Origin of the sequence: Bulleidia sp. zg-1006 (genome assembly GCF_016812035.1) — a bacterium.
Lineage (GTDB): Bacteria > Bacillota_I > Bacilli_A > Erysipelotrichales > Erysipelotrichaceae > Bulleidia.
In genome coordinates, this window is sequence record NZ_CP069178.1 from 780366 (window position 1) to 801913 (window position 21548).

The window sequence follows — 21548 nt, forward strand, 5'->3', positions numbered from 1 at the left end:
AGAAAAGAGCCTTTTGGCTCTAATTAACGATGTAATAATGGACTTATTGATTTATACAATAATAAAGTACAAATTGACACAATACTTCCTTTTAATAAATTAAACGGAAGCACTGAGAAAAGCACAAATCCTAATGGATTATGGATTAATGGAATAATCGCATGTCCTGCCTTAACAATCGATTCAATACTCATATGAAAGAAATAGGCATAGGCTGGTAATAATAAGAAATAATTCGCAAAGACAGCTATAAGCGCCATGGTTAATGTACCTATGCATAAACCAATCCAGGCATTTTTCTTTGTCTTATGATTTTTATAAATAAGCGTTGCTGGTAGCACAAACGCAAGACCCATTAAGAAATTCGCTATTTCCCCAACAAAAGCGGTGGATGTTCCTTTGAAAAGAAGGTGTAAAACAATCTTTAAGGCTTCCATACATACCGCCGCCAGTGATCCTAAGCTAAAACCACCAATCAAAACAGCCACTTCACTTAAATCAAACTTATAGTAAGGTGGCGCAATAAAAGGTAATGGAAATTCAATGGACATTAAAACAAATGCTAAGGCTCCCATAATAGCAATTAACGCAACACGCCTTGTGGTAGAAACTTTTTTTCCTACCATTTGAGCTTTCTCTGACATAGGTTTCTCCTTTCCTCTTATAAAAAAGAGGTTATAAGTAACCTCAGGAAAAATAATAAAAGACTCTTCCATCCAGACTTTACTGTCGCCTTCGGAATCACACCGAATCATGCCATAGGCTCGCGGGGTATACCGCCGGTAGGGACTTTCACCCTGCCCTGAGTTACACTCTAATTATAGAAAAAAATAACAACCTTGCAAGAAAAAAAGAATTCATTAGCGAATTCTTTAAGCACGACCACAATATTTGCCATCAGCTGTGCTGATAACCACCATTTCACCATTTTGAATAAACAATGGTACTTTAATGCCAAGACCAGTTTCAACCACTGCATTCTTTGTGGCGGAAGTTGCTGTATCTCCTTTAACAGCTTGCTCACATTCCGTGACTTGTAAGGTAACTTTATCCGGTAAAGCAACGCCTAAGATTTCGCTACCATACGTCGTTACAATCACATTGTCATTTTCTTTCATAAACTGCATTTCCCAAGTTAAGCGTTCCTTAGGAATTTCTGTCTGTTCATAAGTATCGTTATCCATAAAGACTAAATTCGTACCATCATCGTATAGATACTGCATATTTCTTTTATCAATTTCAGCTTGTTCAACTTTATCACCACCAGTAAAGGAAAGTTCATGGATAACACCCGTACGCATATTACGAACCTTTACTTTAATAATCATTTGGCGCATCGCTGTCTTATTATGATCCACATTAATCACTGTATACAAATTATTCTCATACGAAATAGACATATTCGGCTTCAAATCATTCACTATTATCATTTCTATTACCACCTCTTCTACGCTATTTTAACCAATTCAAGAGGACTTATCAACTTGAAAGCGATATTCAACAACTTCCTTTTTCTCTAAATCTAACTTAATTTTTAGACTTCTTCTTTCCGGATAAATAATGTTTCTTATCACTTGTTCTTCTTTGATTTTTCCATTTTTCAAATCACATTCTACTTCACGAAGGATTTTTCTTTCTTCTTGATAAAAGGAATAATCTTTTTTAAGGTTTTCTTGAATAATAAATTCTTTTTGTTTTAGAGTTAACTCGTTGATAAGATACTGACTATAAAATAGAAACAAAGCTAAAAAATAAATGGATATAAAACCTTTCTTTTTATGGTACATAAATCCCCACTTTTCTTTTGGTATGTCCTATTCTATAAAACAAATAAATCTTCTTTTGCGATTCTTCAAAAGAAATATCCTCTAAATTTTCCAAAAAGATTTGCGTACCCGGTTGTAAAATTAACTTTTTATTCACCATAGATAATACTTTCTCTTCTTTACCAATGCGATAATGCAATTGATTGTTTTCAATGGATATATCTTTTGCAAGTAAAAGTTCTCTTCTTAATTGGGCTAAAGAGATTTCATCTTGCCAAAGAATATACGTTTCACCTCTTCTTTGTGTTTTTAAAAAAGAAGGAATGATAGATACTAAACTAACCAAAATAAATATGGACAATAAGACGTCGATGATGAGGCTTCCTCTTTGACTTCGCATACTGAACACTTCTCCCTTTTAAAATTCTTTTGTGTCCATTTTTGGTAATGCTCTAGACTTTTATCATTTTGTAGATACAAAATCGTCTGATAGCCCAAAGTAACTAAAATCATAAAAACAAACACACAAATCAATGTTTCCATCAGAAAAAATCCCTTTCTATTCCCAGCGCAGTCGACCTTGTGCAATACGAATCACCACCTTTTGTTTTAAAACATCTATCCATCTATTTTGCCCCTGATTAACATAGCCGTTGGGATAGAAAAATATCCCTTCATAGCTACCATTTCTTTTATTTGCCATTGCTTGACTTTGAGCTAGTAAATAATTCAAAGACCATTCTTGTTTAGACATAGAACTTTGAAAATGAGGTTTTGGTGTCCATAGAAATAAAACGGATAATACCGACAATACCACCAATAATTCCATTAAACTAAACGCTCTAACGAACTTTGGCTTGTCCATTTTGAATAATCAGATGCTTTGAACCATCGCAAGTCAATTGGCTTTCGCTCAAAAGTCCTTCTGAAACCAATTCACTAATGGAACTAGGTAAACGATCATGAGCTAATTTATATTGAAGAATGGCAGAATCCCCTATCTTCTCTAAAGCTTGGCAACCTTTATTATTCACAATCGTCAATGTCTTCTGAATATTTGGAACAACCAAAAGAAACAGCACCGAAATAATCAAAATAACAATAACCATTTCTAATAAGGTAAAACCACGAACTTTCTTTTTCATCTTTTTTCTCCTTTCAAAATTTTTGTAGAAACTGCATTGGATAAAGAATAACTTGGTACATCAAAACCAATAGATACGCAATTTGACCATAGGCAAAACATTGTAAAAGAATGGAAAAATGTTTTAAACGTTGGTTTTGCTTATCTCTTGCGATGGCTAAATAACGCTCTAATAAAGGAATGGTATCTTTAAAGAAATAGGATAGTTGAAAAAATCGCTGCAAATTCGGCTCAACAATACGATGGGAATAAATCCGTTGAAATGAAATGCCGAAACATAATAAACGGTCAAATTCACTAGCGATATAATGCACCGGTGGCTTTTCTTGAATACTACTTAATAAATGAAAACTTTCTTGGCTCGATAGACACAATCGTAAACATTCCAAATAGTACTCTACAAATTCTATCGAACCCTTTTGCACAAAATAACTTTTGGGATAGATTTTACTTAATAGTCGATACAAAACAATCTGTACTTTCTTCATCTTTAATAAAAACACAAAGCTAAGCACCACAATGGACAATACGCCCATCATTATCCAAGAAATTCGCAAACTTCTTTCGACTTGTTTTAGAGATTGATTTTCAACCGCTGCACTACCAATCAGCTTTACCATTGTCGGTAGAATGAAATACGAAAACGCAAAACTACCAGCACTAACCAAGACCAGCAATAAAAATGGATAGGACAATTTCTTTTCCATGGCTTTTTTCTTTTGATTTTCCATTTGTAGTAAACGAATGGATAATTCCAAGGCTTTTGAAAAGGATAAGAATGGTAAGAAGCCTTCCAAATGAAGCCATAGTTTTTTAGGACAAATAGAATGAAAAGCCACTTCTAAAGCTTCCCCTTGTTCCAATTGCCTTATTAAATTGTTAATCGCTTTTTCGTTTCTTTTCTCTTCAATCAAACTCAAGGCATCTTTTAAGGGAATATCTTGTTTTAAAAGTTGATTCAAGTACAAACAATCCTCAAAAGAAATAAATCTCTTGAGAAAGCTGTTTTTCCAATGGAACAAATTCAGGGGAATGTTTCTGATTTTGAAAATAATAACTCAACTCCTTTTCATCCATAACTTCATAAATTGATTGTTTATGACCATCTTCTTCCACTAGTTCTTGATAAGAAATACCAACCAACACTTCTTTTAATCGACCTAAGGGAACACCCAAATCCACCATCCGTCGAATGGCCAGTATAGAACTAGAAGCATGAATAGAGCTAAACACCAAATGACCTGTTAATGCACAACGATAAGCCATTTTAGCAGCAACACTATCGCGAATTTCACCAATGAGAATAATATCTGGATCATGTCTTAATAATTGTTTAATTCCTTCTTCATAACTTAATTGTTCCTTAGAAACCTGAAGCTGAACCATGTTTTCTTGATAGACTTCAATAGGATCTTCCAAGCTAAATATCTTTTTGCCTTGAATTTGTTGTAATATGCTATACATAGTTGTTGTCTTACCACTTCCTGTTAAACCACTGAATAACACAAAGCCACTTTTCATAGCCATCATCCTTCGCATCCAATCCCGGTTATTTTTGGAAGTGGTTAATTCTTCAATTTGAAAGTGATGATTGTGATTTAGAATTCTTAAAACAGCGGATTGTTGATGGTGGCTTTGGATAAGAGCGAAACGACAGCTTAAACTCTGTTCGCCAATTTGAATTTCAAAAGAGCCGCTTTGTGGTAGATAAGCCCTTGAAACATCCAAGTTAGCTAGATACATCAAATAATGAAATAAACGTTCATCTTCCGGCTTTGTTGAAACCATTTCAATTCCTTGCATGGTACGAAATTCCATTTGAATGGCTTTCCCATCTTGCTTGATAAAATGAATATCACTGGCTTTACGAAGTAAAGCTTCTTTCAACCAATCTTTTAATCTTGCTTTCATATCCATGCATACTTGTATTCCCTTTAAACTGAAAAATCCACAAAAAAAGATGAGAAATCTCATCTTAAGAAAGGATTGTTTTGTAGCTCATAGGCTAGTGTTGTTACTTGGTCATGACCAGGATAGACCTTTAAGCAAAGATTTAATTTCTTTAGCTTTTTTAAGCTTTGCATAAGAACCTGTTCATCCCCACCATACAAATCACTTCGACCAACGGTTCCTTTGAATAATGTATCGCCTGAAAACAAGCAATCTTTGATTCGTAAACAAGTAGACCCCATCGAATGACCTGGAGTATAAATGACCTCTGTTTGGAAATGCCCTATCGCAAGTGGTCCTTCTTGAATCGCTATAAAAGAATGATAAATAGCAGCCCCATAAGGAATAAAAAGTTTTGGATCAATGAAGTCACGATCCCCTTCGTGCATGAATAAAGGTACTTCCGGATAGGCGTCCATGAGATCATCCACAGACACGGTGTGATCACTATGACCATGCGTTAAATAAATTCCTACAACTTTATAACCTTGTAAATTAGCTTGTATGGATAAAAAAGAATTGCCCGGATCAATAATAAGGGCTTCCTTATCTTCCAAACAAATATAAGTATTTTCTTGAAACTTTCCTTGGTTTAAATAAATAACTTTCATAGATATAATAAAAAATAGTCCAATGACTATTTCTTCTCCTTATGTAGAGTCATTTTTCTAAGACGCTTGCTATATTTCATAACTTCCAATTTTTCAGGATGCTTGCGCTTATTTCTTGTCGTGATATAGTCTTCTTCACCACATTCTGAGCAGACTAAGATGACATTTTCTCTTGCCATGATACACCTCCTGGTCTTCGCTAGAAGATTATAACATAGATTTCTATTAGTGGACAAATAAATGAAATAGTGGAAAAATACTTTCTAGGAGGACACAGATGAAACGAACTGAAACAAGACCAATCTACGTGGGCTCTGTCCAAATTGGTGGTCAAAATAAGTGTGTTTTACAATCCATGACAAATGTTTCAACCCATGATGTTGAAGCCAGTATCAAACAAATCAATGAATTAGCTGAAGCTGGATGTGAGATTGTTCGTCTAGCTGTTTTAAATGAAAAAGATGCTGAGAAAATTGGTGAAATCAAAGCTGGAACAACTGTACCATTAGTGGCTGATATTCATTTTAATCACAAACTTGCCCTCACTTGTTTGGATTTAGGGATTGATGCGATTCGCATCAATCCCGGTAATATTGGTGCTAAAGAAAATGTAGAAGCCGTGGTTAAAAAATGTCAAGAAAGACATGTACCAATTCGTATTGGCATAAATTCCGGTTCCATTGAAAGAGAACTATTGGAAAAATATGGTGGTCCTTGTTCGGAGGCTATGCTAGAAAGTGCTGATAAACATATTAAAATTTTAGAAGATTTAGACTTTAAAGATATTTGTTTATCGTTTAAGTCCTCGAATGTGGCTTTAACCATTGAGGTTTATGAAAAAGCATCCCGAAAATACCCTTATCCTTTGCATTTAGGGCTTACTGAAGCAGGAGGTTTCCGTGATTCATCCATTAAATCATCGGCCGCCTTGGGAGCTCTTCTTTACCGGGGAATTGGTGATACAATGCGTGTTTCTGTTTCTGCCCCACCCATTGAAGAACTTTATATCGGCAAACAATTATTAAAGAGTTTTAAATTGATAGAAGATGTACCGGATTTAATCGCTTGTCCAACTTGTGGTCGTATTCAATATGATATGTTACCACTGGTGAAAGAGATGGAAGACTATTTAAAAGACTTACAAGCCAATATCACTGTCGCGGTTATGGGCTGTCCTGTTAATGGTATCCAAGAAGCCTCTAGGGCAGATATTGGGGTTGCTGGTGGTGTCAAGCATGGTCTTATCTTCCGTAAAGGAGAAGTCATTCGGAAAGTTCCTCAAGCAGAACTACGGGATACCTTGATTGAAGAAATTAATAAACTAGTACAAGAAAAGCTTAGTCAATCCAACTAAGCTTTTTCATTGCCATCTCTTAGCTCTTTCGCTCTTTGTTTATAACGAGCCTTCTTTTCTTCTTTAATCTTGGAACGAATAAAATCTCTCTTTTTACGACGATAGAGTTTATCAATTTCCGCTTCTCTTTTCTTTTTATAACCAGGTTTAACCTTCCTCTTTTTCTTGGTCATCATTTTAGCAATCTGTTTCTGCATTTCCGTATCTTTTTTTGCTCGACGTTGACCATAAGGACGAAGGTCTTGCCAATTATGGTGATGGAAACGGCGGTGTTTAAATGGAATACCTTGTTTCATTAAAGAACGAATAGCTTCATCATCTTGCTCATGGTACAATGCGTAACAAGTACCGGATAGTCCTGCTCGACCGGTTCGACCAGCACGATGAATGTAGTATTCTAAATCATTAGGAAAGCCACAAGAAATAACAAAACCAACTTCACCAATATCCATACCACGGGCTGCCAAATCTGTCGCAATCACATATTCATATTGTGATTGGGTAATTTGTTTCATGGCTTGTTTACGTTCACGTGAACTTAAATCACCATGCAATTCAGTTAATTTAACACCATGGTCACGCAATTCTTGGGCAATCTCATGCGCTTCTTTCCGCGAATTCGCAAATATTAAACAGACGTAAGGATTAAAGCCGGGCATAATCTTTAAAATGGTTTCGGCATAGCTTCTGTGGTAACAAGGCACTAACACATGCTCAATATTCTTATTATTGGATTGATGTTTACCAATTTCAATGGTAATTGGATGATGCATATACTTCCTAATAAAAGGCTTTAACTGGTTTGGTAAAGTAGCTGAAAATGACAACATTTGTACATCATTCATTCGCGAAACAATCGCATCCACGTCCGCTAAGAAACCAAACTCCAGAGTCATGTCGGCTTCATCCACAACCATTACTTTCGCTTTATCTAAACGCAAAGAATTATCTTCTAAAAATAAATCCCTCAACCGACCTGGTGTACCAATCACAACATGCGGTTGTTGTAGTTGAAACTTCTTACTATCTCTTGCCCGCTCCTTACCACCCACAACAGCACTAATGCGAATGCTTGGAAAATAAGCTTCCACTTCTTTTGCCATCGCATAAATTTGATAAGCCAGTTCACGCGTAGGCGCTGTAATCACGGCTTGGACATAATCGCTGGCAACATCAATTTTTTCAAAAATAGGCACTAAAAACGCATGTGTCTTACCGGAGCCTGTTTCGGATAGACCAATTATATCTTTCCCTTGCAATGATAAAGGAATGACTTCCTCTTGAATGGCAGTCATTTCTTTAAAATGTTTATCCCTCAACCATTGTTTTAATGGTTCTTGTATGTGTAAATCTTCAAACTTTTTCATATAATCACCTATAATAAGTATAAAGGGAGCCAACAAAATAAGAAAGGAATAAGGCATGAAAATTATTTCTGTTCAACCAAGAGGATATTGTCATGGTGTTATACGAGCCATTCGTTTAGCCCAAAAAACTAAAGAGAAATACCCAAATACTCCAATTACGATTTTAGGCATGTTGGTTCATAACCAACACGTTGTGGATGTATTAGCCGAAAGTGGTATGCAAACCATTGAAGATAAAAACCAAGACCGTCTTTCTTTATTAGATAAAATTCAAGAAGGAATTGTTCTATTTACAGCCCATGGTGTTTCACCGGCTGTTTATCAAAAAGCCAAAGAAAAAGGTCTACAAGTTGTCGATGCGACCTGTCCGGATGTTTTAAAAACCCATGAATTAATTAAAGACTATGCAGATGATGTCATTTATTTAGGTAAGAAGAACCATCCCGAATCCGAAGGAACAGTCGGTTTATCCAAGCGGGTTCATTTGGTATCCAATCTTGAAGATTTAAAAGCTTTACAAGATATTGAAATTCATAATCCCATTATCACCAATCAAACCACTCTATCTCTTTTAGATTTACAAGACTTAATTGAAGCTTGCTTAAAGCAATACCCAAATGCAAAAGTCGTAAGAGAAATATGCCCTGCCACAAGGTTACGCCAAGAAGCAATTTTAAATTTAGAAGCCGATGCTTTGTATGTGGTGGGAGATGTTCGTTCTAATAACAGCAATCAACTAGCAATTATTGCTCGTAAGATTGGTATTCCTTTTGTAAAAATGATTTCTTCGGTCAATGACATTCAAGAAAGTGAACTCATTGGTAAGGAAAGGATTGCCATCACCAGTGGTAGTAGCACACCCAACGCATTAACCAATCAAGTGGTTTCCTTTCTACAGGAGTATGAAAAAACAGGTAAGTTTGAATTACCTGTTGAATTAAATCGACAACTTCTTTAAATCTTCAATTTCTTCTTTACTTAGGGGGCGGTATTCCCCTTTTTTTAGTGTTTCATCTAAAATTAAATTCTTCATGCGAATGCGTTTTAAATACATGACTTTATTGCCAAGAGAGAGAAAGATATTCTTAATCTCATGGTATTTTCCTTCTTGAACAACGATGGTACAGCTTCTCTCATCTAAGATATGCAGCTTAGCTCCTTTGTATGAAATATCTCGATATTCAACCCCCTTTTCAATAGCTTTTATATCTTCTTTACTTAAAGGTGATTGATGTTCAACATAATATTCTTTCTCAACGTGTTTCTTAGGTGAGAGTAATTCATGTGCCAAAGGACCATCATTCATAATTAGAAGTAGACCTTCTGTATCTTTATCCAATCTCCCACAAGGAAATAAACCTTTATAGTCAGGCACTAGTTCCAATACTGTTGGATCATGTCTTCCTTCGGTGGCGGATATATACCCTGCTGGTTTATGCAACATAAAATAATAATGTTCAGAATACGCTAATTCTTCGCCATCAATCGTGATGACATCTTGATTAGGATCAACTGCCCTACCGGCAGCTAAAACTACTTCACCATTAACACAAACCCTTCCCTTTTTAACCATATTCTTTACTTGTGTACGACTACCCACACTTGCATTGGCTAAAACTCGATCCAAACGCATTAAGCTCTCCTTATCATACGATTTAAAAGCAATTTTAAAGAACGGTGGAAAGTAACTTGAACTAGACGTAACCATTCTGTTAAAGCAAAATAGATTGCCATAGCCATCATAGAAACCCCAATAAACAAAATCAGTGCTACCGCTCTTGAATAATGAACAAAATCAAAACCAACTAACTTCAATAAGTAATAAGGGATATTCATAATAATTGAAATGAGTAAAATCTTGAGGAAGCGTCTTAATAAAACTTTCCATTGTAATTTAGAATAAGCAGTTATCTTATAAAAGCCTAAGAAGAAAATCGCAAAACCAGATACATAGCTTGAAATAATCGCTCCTGTATACCCAAATAAAGCCGTTAATGGATAAAAGGAAATGAGCTTAACCAGAAAGCCTATACCTAAATAACCAATACAGGTTTTTCGAAAACGTAATGTTAATAAAATAGAAGTCATCAAAGGCGTTAAGGTAGATGTAAAAGCTAATATACCAGCTTGTCTTAAAGCCACTTGACCATACACCAATTCACCGCCACCATACATAATGTAATACACAGCTCTGGATTGAAAAAATAAAACCGAGCTGACAGGTATCGCAAAAAAGAAGGTAACGTCAAAAGCATCCATTAAATATTTACGCATTTCCTTCCAATTTTGGTTTTCTAAAGCGGCGGTCACAAAAGGAATAATACCCGCACTAAAGCCACTAGCAACCACTTGTGGAATAGAAGTTAACTTATCACAATTGGTTTGAATAATGGAATAAATTAACGTAGCCGTATTATGATTCATCCCTAAGCTTTGATTCACAGATACAAATAAATTGGTGTTCACCAGAATTTGTGAATTCCCTAAAATGGCGGTCACAAAGAATGGAATAGCGTACATTAAAAACTCTTTTAAAATAATCTTGTAGGAAACCGCTTCTCTTTCTTGCCTTTTAGCCAAACGAGCAATTCTTTTATTCCGTTTGGTATCAAAATAGGCAAAATAGAAAATGGCTAAAATAGCTCCTAAACTGGTTCCTATTACAGAAGCATAAGCACCAAAGCTGCGATGCATCTTAAAAACATAAACACCAATCATCGAAGCCGCTAAGATAAAAGCAACTCTCCCTACCTGTTCTAAAACTTGTGAACCGGCATAGGCACGCATTTCTTTTAAACCTTGGTAATACCCACGGTAACTATACAAAATCGGTACAATGAATAAAGCTAAGGCTAATAAAGAGAATACATTTTGCATGGTCTTTAGTTCCCAAGCGCTAATATTTCCTCCCCCTAAAGCCCTTGTAGCTAAAGGAGCTGACATCAAAAAGAAAAACATTGCCATCACAAAACCAGATGCCATTAAAATTCCAGTTCCTAAGCGACGCACTAACATTACCGTCTTATAGTCTTCCTTAGCATAATATTTCGCTACTAAAGCCGCTATCGCAAAGGGAATACCGGAGCCGGAAATTTGTAGTAATAAAGCGTAATAATCATAGGAAGCTGAAAAGAATACCATGTTCTGTTGACCAACAATTTCTTTAAATGGAATGATATAAAACAAACCAATTAATTTCGCAATGAAAATACCGGCCGTGGATGTTAAGGAACCAGCTAAAAATGATTGACCAACTTCTTTTTTTAATTTTTCACTCATTCTTCAACCCCTCATTGAATTTCTAAGTGGATAAATTCTCTTTGAATTTCACCGGTATAATCTTTAAATTCAACCAATATATCCACTTGGATTTTCTTTTCTTTTGCTTCTCCAGAGACCACAATTCCCTTCACATAGCCCTTTTCTTTATTCACTTGATTAGGAATTAAGGAACTTGGTTTATCAAAGATACCAGAACTTGGCATCATTTTTTTATTCTGAGCGTATGGAACACCCTTTTCAACCGCCATCACCACCACTTGATTCATTTCTACCCTTGCGTGATCGATAAAAATATAGTACACATAACTACCATCTTCTCTTTTAACCATTTCACTTGAAGTAGAAAAGTATGACGACTTAGTTTTGAAATTACTATAACTTTCCACCATATTATAATGAATTTTATAGGATTCCATTTTTAAATTTTTCGTTTCATCTTTATGACAGGCTTGTAAGCAACTTATCAGCAACAAGAGCACCAGCCAACTTATCTTTTTACGCATATACTAAATTATACCTTAAATTCACCAATATAGTTGATTGGATTAAAACAGAAGGCATTATAAATTTTATGCGTTATTATGAAAATACAGTTTATCTCCATACGCATTTCTCATTCTAACAAATTGCTTTATATTAAATACCACTGTATTGAAAAAGATGAATTTTTAAAATTCATCTTCAAATTTCTTTATATATTCCTTGTAGTAAGAAATACGTTTCTTTAATTGTTCATCATGGCTTAAAGATAAAATCTTTTCTGTTTTTTTTATTTCATTTTCAAACCATTCTTTTGCGATTAAATCTTTCTTCTTTTTCAAATAAGGACCAATGAAGACATCCTCTTCTTGATACTCGCTTTCACCTGTATAGTAAACAAAAATTGAAAGATAATAAAACTTACGATCATACACCACCCATTCTTCTTGAATCGAAAAACCATGCTCAAATAACCATTTTCTTAGTTCTTCATAACCACGATTCACCTGTAAAAGAATTTGCTTGTACCCTTTCGCTTTAGCCAATTCACTTGCAAGAATATGAATAGCCCTTTGACCGCCCATACCAGCAATGATAATTCCTTGCGTATCTTCTGGTACTTTCGCTAATCCATCACTTAAAATCGTTTGAATAACATCTTCATAACCAAAGTATTTAATATTATCCTTAGCAATTGCTAAAGGACCTTTCGCAATATCGCAAGCATAAACCTTCTTAGCAATTCCGTCCCTCATTAAATCAATGGACAAAAAAGCATGATCACAGCCAATATCCGCTATGACCAAGCCCTTTTGAACATGATGTTTTATCTTTTTTAAACGCTTTGAAATCATTTATCAAAGAAATCCTTTAAACGCTTTGAACGATTTGGATGTTTTAACTTGCGAAGAGCCTTTGCTTCAATTTGACGAATACGCTCACGTGTTACATTAAATTCACGACCAACTTCTTCTAATGTTCTTGTACGACCATCATACAACCCAAAGCGCAAACGAAGAACCTTTTCTTCCCTTTCCGTCAAACCGGAAAGAACATCGTTGATTTCATCTTTCAATAATTGATTAGAAGCATACTGATCCGGACTTAAAGCATCCTTATCCTCAATGAAATCCCCTAAGTGAGAATCATCTTCTTCCCCAATTGGCGTTTCCAAAGAGACCGGATCCAAAGCAATCTTTTTGATTTCACGCACTTTGTCTGCCGAAATACCATCCAAGCATTCCGCAATTTCTTCCGGGGTTGGCTCACGGCTTAATTTCTGTACTAAGCTTCTTTCCACACGCGTTAATTTATTGATGGTTTCTACCATGTGAACAGGAATACGTATTGTTCTAGCTTGATCGGCGATAGCACGTGTGATAGCCTGACGAATCCACCAAGTCGCATAAGTAGAGAACTTAAATCCTTTTGTATAATCAAACTTTTCAACCGCTTTAACAAGTCCCATATTTCCTTCTTGAATCAAATCCAAGAACTGCATACCACGACCAACATATTTCTTTGCAATTGAAACAACTAAACGCAAGTTAGAAGAAATTAGAATATTACGAGCTTCTTCATCACCTTGTTCAATTCGTTTTGCGATTTCCACTTCTTCATAAGCTTTCAATAAAGGAACACGACCAATTTCTTTTAAATACATCTTAACCGAATCACCGGATGCACTCGACATATCCGAACGAATCAAGCCATAATGATCTAACGTCGTCTCTTTATCATCTTTTTCTTTATCTACATCATCTAAATCATCGCCTGTGCCTTCATCCTGATCATTCACTAAAACATGGTCTTCATCTTCTTCAAAGTCTTCTAATTCTTCTTCCGAAGTAACCTCCATCTTTTGTTCATTAAACCAATCCCACAAATCATCCATTTCATCATCGCTTAAATCCAAATGTTCTAAAGAAGCAACAACATCCTTTTGTAATAATTCACCTTCTTTTCGATAGGTAGCTTTGTATTCTTCTTTTAAATCATCCAATGTTTTTAAATCCATATTTTTTCCCGCTTCTTTCACGGAACTAATCTTTTTCTTCGCTTCAGTCCTCTTCTTTGTTGGCATATTCTCTCCCATCTATTTTCTTTTTACTTTGTGGGCTTTTTTCTTTTTAAACACAGGTTTCTATTGAATACACTGTCTGTCCTTCTTCCACTTTTGCCTATTTTACCACAATCTATTCCAATCTGGTAAATGGCTTTAATTTTTCTTTTCTTCGTTTGATTTCAAACGACCTAATTCACGTTTTACTTCACTATACTTCTGTAACAAGAGTTTTTTCGTTGTTTCATCTAAGCTTGGATTGGAAAGACTATCGTACAATTCTCTACTTTGCTCTTCCAAACGCTTCATTTTAACGCGATCAAATAATGCTCTTAAGCTTTCTTCTTGGTATTCTTTGACATTCATCGAGATTAGTTTTGACCAACACTTTCTTTCCATTTCACTTTGGGCAGCTTCTAATAATTCAATGGATTGGATTTCTTGTTTACGATGAAGGCGATTGACCAGTGTTAAAGCCACATTATTTCGCAGTGTATCCGTTAAAAAGCCTAATTCTTCATCAAAGATTTGAATAGCTTTTGGATATTGTAGCATCATGGCTAATATTTCATATTCCGCCACTTCCACACCATCAACTTTCACTCTCGTAGTATGTGTTTTTTTGGCTTCTTTTCTTCCCAATATCGAAAAATTCAAACCTAGTTTTTCTTCTAAAACATGTTGGAAATAATGCCGATCCATCTCATCATTTAAGTTTTGAATCTCAAGAGCAATTTCTTGACCAAGCTTCTTTTTTTCAGAATAATTATCTAAATTCGTATTTTTCAATCGATAATCAATGAAAAATTCCATAAAGCTTTCTTCTTGTTTTATAAACTTCTCTAAAACTTCTTTGCCTTTTTGACGATAGATTTCATCCGGATCTAAATTGTCCATATTCTTGACAATTCGGCATTCCAATCCGATGGATTGCGCTAATTTAGCCACCTTATAAGAAGCATTTTGACCGGCATTATCACCGTCATAAACAAGCACTAAAATCGGAGCCATGGAAGCCAATAAACGCATCTGCTCTACCGTACAAGCCGTTCCTAAAGTACAAACTGCATTTTCAATACCGGCTTGTCCAAGAGCAATCACATCCATTACCCCTTCACAAAGATAAATCTTGCCGGCTCTTCGGGCTGGATTTTTAGCTCGATGATAATTATAAATCACACTTCCCTTATGAAAGACTAAGGTATTGTCCGTATTAATGTATTTCGAATCCACATTTGAATCCATACTTCTAGCTGTATAACCAACGGTTTGACCATTTCGGTCATGAATAGCGAAAGTAATTCGATTTTGGAATACATCTTCAAAACGACCATTATAATAACGAATTAAGTTAGCTTGGCTCATTTCTTCTTCGCTATATCCCTTTGCTTTTAAATAAGAATAAAGCTTTCGATAAGGATTATAACCAATACCAAACTTCAAAGCCGTTTCTTCATCAATACCTCTCAGCTTGAGATATTCTTTTGCTTTTAGACCATCATTTGTTTTTAGAATATAGGAGAAATAACTTGTTGCATCGCTTAAGACATTTTTCATTTTTTGCGTTTGTGGATCTTCTACCACTTCTTTTTTAGGGGCACTTTGCACATGAATACCAACGATTTCACCTACCTTTTCAACCGCTTCCGGAAAAGAAACTTTCTCAAAATCCTGTACAAATTGAAAGAGCGTCCCACCATTCCCACAGACAAAGCAACGATAAATTTGCTTGTCCGTTGAAATTTTTAAGGATGGATCGTGGTCATCATGAAAAGGGCAAACAGCCACATAGCCATTTCCCTTCTCCGTTACTGGGATATAATGTCGAATGACATCCACAATATTAGCTTTAGAACGAATATCATCGATGACATTTTGCGGAATACTCGCCATAGAACTCCTTAAAATTCAATTTCTTTTTTTATCTTTTGTAAAGCTTCTTCAATGCTCATTCTTTCTTGGCTCATGGAATCACGGTAACGAATGGTAACCGTAGTATTCTCTAAAGTTTCATCATCAATTGTGATACAGAATGGTGTACCAATCTCATCTTGACGACGGTAACGCTTGCCAATCGAACCGGAGCCATCGCTTTGAACAGCGAAATACTTGGAAAATAAATGACGAATTTCTTCAGCTTTTTCACCATGTAATTTGGCACGCAATGGTAAAATCGCCGCTTTAACTGGTGCTAACGCCGGTGAGAAATGCATAACAACACGTGTATCACCATTCTCTAATTCTTCTTCATCATAAGCATCAGTAAAGAACATAAAGAATAAACGCTCTACCCCAACCGCCGGTTCAATCACATAAGGCAAGTACTTTTCATTCGTTGTTGAATCTAAGTACGTTAAATCCTTATTAGAGGTTTTTTCATGTTGACCTAAATCGTAGTTTGTACGGTTGGCGATACCCCATAGTTCCCCCCAACCCCATGGAAATTTATACTCAATATCCGTTGTTGCTTTAGAGTAGAAAGATAATTCTTCTTTTTCATGATCTCTAAAACGAAGATGTTCCGGATTAGCTCCTAAGGAAAGAATCCAATCCATACAAAAATTACGCCAATAACTAAACCATTTATCATCCTCACCCGGTTTCACAAAGTATTCCATTTCCATTTGTTCAAACTCACGGGTACGGAAAATGAAGTTACCAGGTGTAATTTCATTGCGAAAAGATTTACCAATTTGACCAATTCCAAAAGGAAGCTTCTTACGATAGGTTCTTTGAATATTCTTGAATTGAACAAACATGCCTTGAGCCGTTTCAGGTCGTAAATAAATTGTATTCTTAGAGTCTTCTAAAATACCTTGGAACGTTTTAAACATTAAATTAAATTGACGAATTGGTGTGAAATCATGACTGCCACAATCCGGGCAAGCAATCTTATGTCCCTTAATAAAGCTTTCCATTTCTTCCTTGGACCAGCCTTCCGGACTAACCTCTCCATGCGTTGCATCTTCAATTAAATGGTCCGCTCTATGTCTTGTCTTACAATTCTTACAATCCATCAAAGGATCTGAGAATCCACTCAAATGACCTGAGGCCTCCCATACCTTTGGATTCATTAAAATAGCGGCTTGTAATTCAACATTGTTTGCGTCTTCTTGAATAAACTTTTTCTGCCAAGCCCGTTTAATAGCATCTTTTAATAGCACACCATTTGGGCCAAAATCCCAGGTATTGCTTAATCCCCCATAAATCTCAGAACCTTGGAAAACAAAGCCGGTTTCCTTAGCATGTGCCACAATTAAATCAAAACTTTTCTCTCTTTTCATCCTTCCTCTTTCCTTCTAATATGCCTATTGATTGTACCATATTCCCCTTACATAAATAAATGTTCATAGAAATCAAAGGACTTTAAATGTAAACCGGCGTGTTCACGGAATAAATCAAAAGCCAAACGTATCTCATGATGATTAAAATCAACTCGATGATTAACTACTTCGTAGTGCTCTAAACGAGCCTTAAAGGCCAAACGTATCTTTTTTAATTGACTTATTTTCATAACTGGACTAGCTAACTCGTGGGCATGATTTTCACAAAGAAAACCACCTTCTTTTGCACTAAAAGAAACGACTTCTTGTTTTCCGCAATGAACGCAAGCATCCATATTTGGTTCAAAACCAAATTCTTGTAATAATGTGCTTAGAGTAAGGACAAAAACCGTATCGGCATTTTCTCCTTTTTCCCATAAAGAAAAACTATTTTCTAGTAATTGAAATAGATGTGAGCTATCTTCTTGAAAAACAGTCAAACAATCAAGAATATCAACGATGACACTTGCCATCGAAGAAAGCCTTAAATCACTATACACATGGCGATAAAAATTGAGGGCTTTCGCCCTTTTTAAAGTTTGTAACTCTTTTCCTTCTTTTAAATCGTATTGCACTTCAACCTTAGTAAAAGCTTGCAAAGCCGATGCATTTTTAGACTTTGTGTTACGCACTCCCTTAGCAATAAAACTAATTTTCCCTTCTTCTGTAAGAAGGGAAATAATGACCGCTTTATCTTGATAAGGTACCTCTTTTAACACAAAGCCAAGTACTTGATTATTCATCTCGATTCGCCCCCGCATAACCCATTTGTGAAATACGAGCATCTTTTGAACGCCATTCTTCTTCCACCCGAACAAATAATTCCAAAAAAACTTTCTTGCCTAATAATATTTCCATGTCTTCTCTTGCTAAAGAACCAATTTTCTTTAACATAGAGCCCTCTTTGCCAATTAGGATTGGTTTTTGGGAAGGACGATCCACTAGTATCGTAGCTTGTATGTAACAAGTATTCTTTTTAAACTCACGCTTTTCAATATAAACGGCACAAGCATGTGGAACTTCATCTTCGGTTTTGCAAAGAATTTTTTCCCGAACAATTTCAGCCAAACGGAAATCCAAAGCATTATCACTGGTAATATCGCTTGGATATAAATAATCTCCCTCCGGTAGATACTTTAAAGTAGTTTGAATGAGATCATCCAATTTCAAAGTAAACTTAGCGGATATTGGAAAATACTCTGCAAAAGGATAACGCTTGCTCCACTCTCCTAAAATAGCCATAACCTTTTCTTTGGATAAACAATCCACTTTATTTAAGATTAAAAAAACGGGCTTCTTTAAATTCGCAATATGTTCTAGTACAAAGGCATCTCCTTTTGCAAAGGGAACTCTAGCGTCCACCACTAAATACAACATATCCACGTCCTGAATCACCGAATAAACCTCTTTATTCATGCGTACACCCAGACGATCGAAAGGCTTGTGAATACCAGGGGTATCGGTAAAAATAATTTGTCCATCTTCGCGTGTTAAAATACCACGAATTTCTGAACGGGTAGTCTGACTTTTTTTCGATACAATCGCTATTTTTTCAGCTACTAAAGCATTAATCAAGCTGCTTTTACCAGCGTTTGGTCGACCGGCAATTCCAACAAAACCACTTCTCATCGAAGAACATCCTCTGAATCAAAATGATAAGGCAATAATCGACGCATATTTGTATCCAATTCATCTCCCTTTCCATTCGATAAATAAATTGGTGTATCCAGTTGCAATAACTCACTTAAGACTTGTCGACAAATTCCACATGGTGCCGCCATTCTAGGACCATCACAAACTATCGCTATCGCAACAAAGTCCTCTTTACGATAGCCCTCGGAAATCGCCGCAAATACCGCTGAACGCTCCCCACAATTCGTTGCTCCGAAACTGGCATTTTCAATATTAACACCATGAAAAACACGTCCATCTTTGCACTCTAAAGCACTGGATACATGATAATTGGAATAAGGTGCATAGGAATTCTTAAGCACGGAAAAGGCTTCTTGAATTAATTCTTCTCTTGTCATTTTCGATCCGCAATCCCTTCTAACAATTGATTTTGAATAACAAACATTTCTTTTTCATCTTCTGGCTTCATATGATCATAGCCTAAGCAGTGTAATAAGCCATGCGCAAATAAGAAACAAAATTCTCTTTTTTCTGAATGCCCATATTCTTTAGCTTGGCGTACTGCATAGTCAACATTAATAAAAACATCTCCTAAATCATTCATATCTACTTTTTCTTCACCATCTTGGATAGCGAAAGAGAGGACATCCGTTGGTCGATCAATTTGCCGATAATCCCGATTGATTCGGTGAATGGTACGTGATCGAACAAAAGTAACCGATATTTCTTTGTGTTTGTCTAATTGTAAAACTTCTTCTGTCCTTTTACCAATTTTACGATATAAGCTTTCATATGGTTTGGCTGGAAAATTGGTTCGATAATAAAAAGTAATTTCCATTTAACTACCTCTTTTTTCTATTATATCGTTATTTAAGTAAATAAAAAAGGATTAGCCTATTTTGATATATACCAAGTTATGAATGTTCAGTGATAATGTCTTAATAGATGTTCAGTGAAAATGTCCCGATTATTGATTAAAGATAGTGAGGCATTGTTTTACATCTCTTTCTCCATTTTATTATTTTCTAGTCATTGGAGGAACAAATGAAGAGGATACGATTATCTATGAAAGAACAAGAAAAATATTTAACAATCAAAGATTTAATTGACCATCACGGCAATAAGAAACGAGCAGCTTTAAAACTCGGTGTTTCTATTCGTACAATCAATCGTTTAATTATTGTCTATCGGAATAAAGGAAAAGCCGGTTTCGTTCACGGAAACAGAAACCGACCATCTGCTCATTGCCTCACACAAGAATTAAGCTCTCACATCATACATCTTTATCAATCGATTTATCAAGATGCGGGCTTTAATTTTTCTCATTTCACCCAATTCTTAAGTGAAAAACATGATATCCATGTCAGTCTTTCTTCGGTTAGAAGAATTTTAAATGAAGTAGGTATCTTCTCCCCTAATGAACACCGCTGTTCAAAAAAGAAAAGAAGTATCATGTCTTTAAAACAAACGAAACCGACTCTCACAGATACGGAACTAAATGTGGCTGTCAATCATGAATTAAGTTTACAACTAGCTCATCCAAGAAAAGCTCGATGTAAGAATTTTGGGGAAGAAATACAAATGGATGGCTCTATTCATAATTGGTTTGGTGAAAATAAGGCAACGCTACATTTAGCGATTGATAATGCCACAGGCGTGATTGTAGGTGCTTATTTTGACAAGCAAGAAACACTTCACGGCTATTATCACTGTTTTCACCAAATCCTTTCTAACTATGGCATACCCTATCAATTTCTTACCGATAGACGAACTGTTTTTGAGTATGAAAGACGCACGAATAAATCGGCTGAAAATGATGTCTTAACGCAATTCGGTTATGCCTGTAACACTCTTGGTGTTACCATTGAAACTTCCAGTGTTAGCCAATACAAGGGGCAAATAGAAAGAGCGAATAGAACCTTTCAAGACCGCTTAGTTAGTGAGTTAAAAATGGAGAATATAACAACCATAGAAAAAGCCGACCAATATCTTATTGAAACCTTCGTACCTAATTTTAATAGGCGTTTTGCTCAAGATTATACGAAATACCCTTCGGTAATAGAAAGTAGTCCCGGCGAAGAGACAATCAATCTAACATTATCAGTTATATGCGAAAGAAAATTCGATAATGGCTCCTGTATAAGCTATAAAAACAAATATTACCAAGCCTATAATCAAAATAATCAATTAATCGCCTTTAAGCCTAAGACAAAAGCCTTAGTCATTAAAACCCTAAACAATACCCTATACGTAACGGTAGATGATCGTGTGTATGCTCTATTTGAATTAGAAAAGAACAAGAAAGTCTCTGCAAATTTTGACACTGATGACACAAAAGAAAAAAAGCCGAAACAGGTACATATACCGCCAATGAGTCATCCTTGGAAAAGAGATTCATTTATTCGTCAGCAACAAAGAGCACATCAACACAAGCAATTTACACGATGATAGTAAGCTTTAAAATAGCGAGAAATCTCTAATCAAGATTCCCCGCTTATATTACAAATTTTTTGGGACATTTTCACTGAACATTGACAGGATTAGCCTATTTTGATATATACCAAGAAAACTAGACAC

25 protein-coding genes and 1 riboswitch are annotated in these 21548 nt (G+C 35.6%); of the genes, 3 read left to right on the top strand and 22 right to left on the bottom strand.

What is annotated here, in order from left to right:
- Positions 1–23 precede the first annotated feature (23 nt).
- The 10 genes from JOS54_RS03875 to rpmG all read right to left on the bottom strand — a co-directional run bounded on the left by JOS54_RS03875 (position 24) and on the right by rpmG (position 5650).
- On the bottom strand, positions 24–644 hold the full coding sequence (locus JOS54_RS03875) for an ECF transporter S component (RefSeq protein ID WP_203244325.1): 621 nt from the start codon (positions 642–644) through the stop codon (positions 24–26).
- A gap of 56 nt (positions 645–700) precedes the next feature.
- Positions 701–814, bottom strand: a riboswitch (FMN riboswitch).
- A 58-nt stretch (positions 815–872) separates the two neighbouring features.
- Positions 873–1430, bottom strand: coding sequence for an elongation factor P (gene efp, locus JOS54_RS03880; protein WP_203244326.1), 558 nt, complete (start codon positions 1428–1430; stop codon positions 873–875).
- 36 nt (positions 1431–1466) lie between these two features.
- On the bottom strand, positions 1467–1787 hold the full coding sequence (locus JOS54_RS03885) for a hypothetical protein (RefSeq protein ID WP_203244327.1): 321 nt from the start codon (positions 1785–1787) through the stop codon (positions 1467–1469).
- Entirely contained in the window at positions 1777–2166 is a 390-nt protein-coding gene (locus JOS54_RS03890; RefSeq protein WP_203244328.1) for a competence type IV pilus minor pilin ComGF, read from the bottom strand. Before JOS54_RS03890 ends, JOS54_RS03885 begins: the two co-directional genes overlap by 11 nt.
- A 159-nt stretch (positions 2167–2325) precedes the next feature.
- Entirely contained in the window at positions 2326–2631 is a 306-nt protein-coding gene (locus JOS54_RS03895; RefSeq protein WP_203244329.1) for a prepilin-type N-terminal cleavage/methylation domain-containing protein, read from the bottom strand.
- Complete coding sequence (gene comGC / locus JOS54_RS03900; RefSeq protein ID WP_203244330.1) at positions 2609–2911, bottom strand: competence type IV pilus major pilin ComGC; 303 nt, start codon at positions 2909–2911, stop codon at positions 2609–2611. The genes JOS54_RS03895 and comGC overlap by 23 nt, the downstream gene beginning before the upstream one ends.
- A gap of 13 nt (positions 2912–2924) precedes the next feature.
- On the bottom strand, positions 2925–3872 hold the full coding sequence (locus JOS54_RS03905; protein WP_203244331.1) for a hypothetical protein: 948 nt from the start codon (positions 3870–3872) through the stop codon (positions 2925–2927).
- 13 nt (positions 3873–3885) lie between these two features.
- Entirely contained in the window at positions 3886–4827 is a 942-nt protein-coding gene (locus tag JOS54_RS03910) for an ATPase, T2SS/T4P/T4SS family (RefSeq protein WP_203244332.1), read from the bottom strand.
- 53 nt (positions 4828–4880) lie between these two features.
- The gene (locus JOS54_RS03915) at positions 4881–5471 is read right to left on the bottom strand and encodes an MBL fold metallo-hydrolase (protein WP_203244333.1); all 591 of its coding nucleotides are present in this window, start codon (positions 5469–5471) and stop codon (positions 4881–4883) included.
- Positions 5472–5497: 26 nt separating this feature from the next.
- Complete coding sequence (rpmG, locus tag JOS54_RS03920; RefSeq protein WP_203244334.1) at positions 5498–5650, bottom strand: 50S ribosomal protein L33; 153 nt, start codon at positions 5648–5650, stop codon at positions 5498–5500.
- Positions 5651–5748: 98 nt separating this feature from the next.
- On the opposite strand from rpmG, the gene ispG reads away from it, so the two are divergent.
- The gene (ispG, locus tag JOS54_RS03925; RefSeq protein ID WP_203244335.1) at positions 5749–6825 is read left to right on the top strand and encodes a flavodoxin-dependent (E)-4-hydroxy-3-methylbut-2-enyl-diphosphate synthase; all 1077 of its coding nucleotides are present in this window, start codon (positions 5749–5751) and stop codon (positions 6823–6825) included.
- Here the strand turns inward: ispG and JOS54_RS03930 are convergent.
- Positions 6822–8192, bottom strand: a complete 1371-nt coding sequence (locus JOS54_RS03930; RefSeq protein ID WP_203244336.1) for a DEAD/DEAH box helicase — start codon at positions 8190–8192, stop codon at positions 6822–6824. The two genes, ispG and JOS54_RS03930, sit on opposite strands and share 4 nt — an antisense overlap.
- A gap of 55 nt (positions 8193–8247) precedes the next feature.
- Between JOS54_RS03930 and ispH the strand changes: the two genes are divergently transcribed.
- Positions 8248–9150: a 4-hydroxy-3-methylbut-2-enyl diphosphate reductase gene (ispH, locus tag JOS54_RS03935; protein ID WP_203244337.1), complete on the top strand. Its 903-nt coding sequence runs from the start codon at positions 8248–8250 to the stop codon at positions 9148–9150.
- On the opposite strand, the gene JOS54_RS03940 is transcribed toward ispH, so the two are convergent.
- The 11 genes from JOS54_RS03940 to ybeY form a co-directional block, all read right to left on the bottom strand.
- Entirely contained in the window at positions 9130–9825 is a 696-nt protein-coding gene (locus JOS54_RS03940) for a pseudouridine synthase (RefSeq protein WP_203244338.1), read from the bottom strand. The two genes, ispH and JOS54_RS03940, sit on opposite strands and share 21 nt — an antisense overlap.
- Positions 9825–11471: a polysaccharide biosynthesis C-terminal domain-containing protein gene (locus JOS54_RS03945; protein WP_203244339.1), complete on the bottom strand. Its 1647-nt coding sequence runs from the start codon at positions 11469–11471 to the stop codon at positions 9825–9827. Before JOS54_RS03945 ends, JOS54_RS03940 begins: the two co-directional genes overlap by 1 nt.
- 11 nt (positions 11472–11482) lie before the next feature.
- Positions 11483–11977 carry a hypothetical protein gene (locus tag JOS54_RS03950; protein WP_203244340.1) on the bottom strand — a complete coding sequence of 165 codons (495 nt, stop codon included), beginning with the start codon at positions 11975–11977 and terminating at the stop codon, positions 11483–11485.
- A gap of 165 nt (positions 11978–12142) precedes the next feature.
- The gene (locus JOS54_RS03955; protein WP_203244341.1) at positions 12143–12808 is read right to left on the bottom strand and encodes a class I SAM-dependent methyltransferase; all 666 of its coding nucleotides are present in this window, start codon (positions 12806–12808) and stop codon (positions 12143–12145) included.
- Positions 12805–14037, bottom strand: a complete 1233-nt coding sequence (gene rpoD / locus JOS54_RS03960) for an RNA polymerase sigma factor RpoD (RefSeq protein ID WP_370541387.1) — start codon at positions 14035–14037, stop codon at positions 12805–12807. The genes JOS54_RS03955 and rpoD overlap by 4 nt, the downstream gene beginning before the upstream one ends.
- Before the next feature lie 135 nt (positions 14038–14172).
- Positions 14173–15909, bottom strand: coding sequence for a DNA primase (gene dnaG, locus JOS54_RS03965; protein WP_203244342.1), 1737 nt, complete (start codon positions 15907–15909; stop codon positions 14173–14175).
- A gap of 8 nt (positions 15910–15917) precedes the next feature.
- Positions 15918–17300, bottom strand: coding sequence for a glycine--tRNA ligase (locus tag JOS54_RS03970; RefSeq protein WP_203244343.1), 1383 nt, complete (start codon positions 17298–17300; stop codon positions 15918–15920).
- A 47-nt stretch (positions 17301–17347) separates the two neighbouring features.
- Complete coding sequence (recO, locus tag JOS54_RS03975; protein WP_203244344.1) at positions 17348–18082, bottom strand: DNA repair protein RecO; 735 nt, start codon at positions 18080–18082, stop codon at positions 17348–17350.
- Positions 18075–18968, bottom strand: coding sequence for a GTPase Era (gene era, locus JOS54_RS03980; protein ID WP_203244345.1), 894 nt, complete (start codon positions 18966–18968; stop codon positions 18075–18077). The genes recO and era overlap by 8 nt, the downstream gene beginning before the upstream one ends.
- Positions 18965–19369: a cytidine deaminase gene (gene cdd, locus JOS54_RS03985; RefSeq protein WP_203244346.1), complete on the bottom strand. Its 405-nt coding sequence runs from the start codon at positions 19367–19369 to the stop codon at positions 18965–18967. Before cdd ends, era begins: the two co-directional genes overlap by 4 nt.
- The gene (gene ybeY, locus JOS54_RS03990) at positions 19366–19809 is read right to left on the bottom strand and encodes an rRNA maturation RNase YbeY (RefSeq protein ID WP_203244347.1); all 444 of its coding nucleotides are present in this window, start codon (positions 19807–19809) and stop codon (positions 19366–19368) included. The genes cdd and ybeY overlap by 4 nt, the downstream gene beginning before the upstream one ends.
- 206 nt (positions 19810–20015) lie before the next feature.
- Between ybeY and JOS54_RS03995 the strand changes: the two genes are divergently transcribed.
- Positions 20016–21419: an ISNCY family transposase gene (locus JOS54_RS03995; RefSeq protein WP_203244348.1), complete on the top strand. Its 1404-nt coding sequence runs from the start codon at positions 20016–20018 to the stop codon at positions 21417–21419.
- Positions 21420–21548 lie beyond the last annotated feature (129 nt).